This is a genomic window from Bacillus sp. LL01, assembly GCF_001037965.1.
This window is the reverse complement of sequence record NZ_LFEL01000213.1, coordinates 1-3,769: the sequence shown is the minus strand read 5'-3', so window position 1 is coordinate 3,769 and position 3,769 is coordinate 1. Positions and strand designations below refer to the sequence as shown.

4 protein-coding genes are annotated in these 3,769 nt (G+C 38.1%); 1 reads left to right on the top strand and 3 read right to left on the bottom strand.

Annotated elements, in window-relative coordinates:
* Positions 1-120: 120 nt before the first annotated feature.
* The 3 genes from AB685_RS28160 to AB685_RS28150 all read right to left on the bottom strand — a co-directional run bounded on the left by AB685_RS28160 (position 121) and on the right by AB685_RS28150 (position 2,999).
* The gene (locus AB685_RS28160) at positions 121-1,662 is read right to left on the bottom strand and encodes a bifunctional GNAT family N-acetyltransferase/carbon-nitrogen hydrolase family protein (protein ID WP_047973912.1); all 1,542 of its coding nucleotides are present in this window, start codon (positions 1,660-1,662) and stop codon (positions 121-123) included.
* Between the two features lie 102 nt (positions 1,663-1,764).
* Complete coding sequence (locus tag AB685_RS28155) at positions 1,765-2,247, bottom strand: chemotaxis protein CheC (RefSeq protein WP_047973911.1); 483 nt, start codon at positions 2,245-2,247, stop codon at positions 1,765-1,767.
* A 53-nt stretch (positions 2,248-2,300) separates the two neighbouring features.
* The gene (locus tag AB685_RS28150; protein WP_053073985.1) at positions 2,301-2,999 is read right to left on the bottom strand and encodes a DUF2225 domain-containing protein; all 699 of its coding nucleotides are present in this window, start codon (positions 2,997-2,999) and stop codon (positions 2,301-2,303) included.
* Positions 3,000-3,240: 241 nt separating this feature from the next.
* Between AB685_RS28150 and AB685_RS28145 the strand changes: the two genes are divergently transcribed.
* Positions 3,241-3,769, top strand: a 529-nt coding sequence (locus tag AB685_RS28145; RefSeq protein ID WP_047973910.1) for a sugar phosphate nucleotidyltransferase, incomplete at its 3' end; no start/stop codon positions are given.

Below are 3,769 nucleotides of genomic sequence, written 5' to 3'. Positions count from 1 at the left end.
CTTCCCAAGCTTCATATCATTACCTCCCATTTATGTCTTCATCTTAACCAATAAAGGAGGCAACTAAACCCATTAAGAGACAGTGAAATAGCCACGTGAAGCTTCACGTGGCCAAAAAAATTAATCTTGTTTATAAACAATCTTATAGACGTCATGTCTACGATCGCGAAGTTGATTCACACTTCCGGCACGACGATGACGACGTAAGATTTCAAGGTCTACATCTCCAACGACAACTGTAGAGATATTTGGATTACACTCACCTACAATCCCATCACGGGCAAAGGTAAAATCAGATGGACTGAAGATGCCCGATTGCGCGTATTGAATATCCATATTTTCTACTTCTGATAAGTTACCTACTGTACCAGATAAGACGGTATATACTTGATTTTCAATGGCACGCGCTTGAGAGCAGTAACGTACGCGTAAGTATCCTTGGCGATCATCTGTACAGAATGGAGTAAAGATAATATTAGCACCTTTATCAACTGCAATACGACCAAGCTCAGGAAATTCAATGTCATAACAAATTTGGATCGCGATTTTCCCGCAATCGGTATCAAAAACATTGACACGATCGCCACCATGAATTCCCCAGAATTTACGCTCATTAGGAGTGATATGCAGTTTGTATTGTTTTTCAATCGTTCCGTCACGCCGGAATAAATAAGCAATGTTATAGATCTTGCCTTCTTCCTCTACAAAATGCGACCCTCCGATGATATTAACGTTGTACTTAACGGCTAGAGTCGTAAACAATTCAATATAGTCTTCTGTGAATTCCGTTAGACGACGAATGGCACGACTTGGACTTTTTTCTGGAAGAAAAGAAAGCAGTTGTAAAGTGAAAATCTCTGGGAAAACAGCAAAGTCTGATTGGTAACTCGCYGCAACATCCGTATAATATTCACACTGAATCGCAAAATCCTCAAAGGATGAGATTTTTTTCATTTCATATTGAATCGTTGTAATCCTTACTGGGAAGGACGTTTTAAATTGACGCTTCGGTGATTTCGGACGGTAATCAATATTATTCCATTCCATTAATGTCGCATAACGCATAGATGCTTTGTCATCTTCTAAATAGTTTTGGTTGATTCGCTTTAATGAAAAACCATTCATTACTTGGAACGTTAAAACTGGATCATAAAGATTATGCATCGTTACTTCTTCCACATATTGTCGGGGTGTTAGTTCTTTTGCATGAGTATGGTAGTTTGGAATTCTACCACCGATAATAATACTTTTTAAGTTAAGTTCCCGCGCTAAATCTTTTCTTGCCTCATAAAGCCTACGGCCAATTTTCATACGGCGATATTTTGGGTGAACCATTACCTCAATCCCATATAAATTATAGCCTTCAGGGTCATGGTTTGTAATATACCCCTCATCTGTGATCTCATCCCATGTATGCTGATCATCATACTCATCAAAGTTAATAATTAAACTCGAACAAGAACCAATGATTTCACCATCGTACTCTACACAAAATTGACCTTCTGGGAAAATATCAATATGACTTTGAAGATGCTCTCTCTTCCATGGCTCCATGTTTGGAAAGCATAATTTTTGCATATTTATAATCGCATCGAAGTCTTTTTCTTCGATGGTACKGATAATCATTCTTTTCTCAAATTTGGAAACATCAATTTCTGACACTTTCATCATCTCCTTTACCATAACATCCATGAGTTTACCCGTTTTTTGTCGATTTGAACACTCTTTTCACTTAGAGAGCTAAAACAAAAAAGAAGACCTGCTCTAAATAGCAGATCTTCTCAATGAATCATCTTCTGATACGGAAATATGAACTCGAATATCACCTATCGAACTTCCTAGTGGAACTGTAATATATGGATAGCTTGAGTGGAATTTCGATTCACCCTCATTGATTACCGGAGGTGTTACATCAATGATACATTCTTCTTTAGAAAGTTCAGTTGCCGTCGTCCCTGCAACCCAGTTTCCAAACTCTTGTACAGCACTCCAACCCATATTATCTAATTGTTGTACTTCCATACCACCCATCATTGCACTCACTATATTAATGGCTGTTTCTGTTGAAAAGGTGCAGATAATCTGACCTTTTAATTCCCCTTTCACTCCTAAGATGACTGAAATATCATTTGATGGAACGGACCCACTACCAGCAGTTGGTCGTAATATATCTACTTCGACACCTAGATGTCCCGTTAAAATCGATTTTGTTGCCCGGCAAATTGCATTTACATATTGTACATTCAAAACGTCAGACCTCCTCTAATTAGCTAAAACCCTACGGTAACTTTCTTTCATTATTAATGATTATCTACTTCTTTGATGTCTTGACGCATGATGTACCATTGCTCTCTAGCCATTTCTACAAGATTGGCTTCTAGCGCGCGATTCTTATGATGAATCACTTCACTAAAATAACGTATCGCTTCCGCTTGATTTCCTAGCTTTCTTGCTAACTCTGCAATCAAGTAGAGAATCCGCATATCCGTCATCTGAGTCCCAATATAATCAGCATGTTGATAAGAATCTTTATAATATTTCAATGCTTGTGCTAAATAACGTTCCTCTTCCTTGTGGTTACTTGTTCCTCTATATAACCAAGCCAATCGTAAACAAAGTCTTGCTATCACAATAGATTTCTCTTTTTTTAAGGAAGCTGAGATTAACCCTAGTTTCATCGTTCGGATCGCATCGCTTGACGTTCTTTCTCCACCACACTCTTGCCTCTGCCAAAGAGAGAACTGAYCTTTTATCGCTTCTTTTGTTCCTACAGGGAAAGTAGAAGAAAACATTTCTGTAGAAGCAAACCCGCAGTAAGGGCATACAGAAACCTCGTAATAACTCGGATTCAGACTAGGAATTTTATATTCTGTGAAAAAATCACTATGTATTTTTTTCACTTTCACAAAGCGAGTGCGTAGTCTTTTCGTTACAAACGTTTGGTTACAGGCCATGCATGTACATTCTTTGTCATAAAGCGGCTTTATCTCACCATTCACAAGCCTCACCTTAGTTCTATAGTTTTATATCTATATTAGTATAAAAGATGTGTGATTCGCTACTCATATTCTTATATCGACATAAAATAAAATATTTTTATAACTTTTTACCTAATTGTATTTTATTTATTTTTATTTCATTACTAGGAATAGTAAGCGTTTGCACAGTCATAGAGTAGATAGGAAGAAAGGTTGGAGAGATTTTGCTATATGTAAGATGACGGAAAGTGGGGTTGTTAAGATGACAACGAATAAAAAAGAATGTGTTGCTATGCTACTAGCTGGTGGAGAAGGAAAACGCCTTGGTTTACTGACTAAAAAAATGGCAAAGCCCGCTGTCTACTTTGGGGGCAAGTACCGGATTATTGATTTCCCTCTTAGCAATTGCACAAATTCAGGAATTGATACGGTTGGTGTGCTTACTCAGTACGAGCCTCTAGCCCTTAACACCCATCTTGGGATTGGTACGCCTTGGGGTCTTGATCATAGAAAAGGAGGCCTCACCGCCCTACCACCATTTGTGGAGAAAGCAGGTGGCTCCTGGTATTTAGGGACAGCAGATGCCATTTATCAAAACATGTGCTTTATTGAACAATACGATCCGGAGTACGTTCTTATTTTATCAGGGGATCATATTTACAAGATGGATTACGATAAAATGCTCACCTATCACAAGGAAAAACAAGCAGATGTGACAATCTCCGTCATTGAAGTTCCTTGGAATGAAGCAAGTCGCTTTGGCATTATGAATACAGATGCTTACTATACAA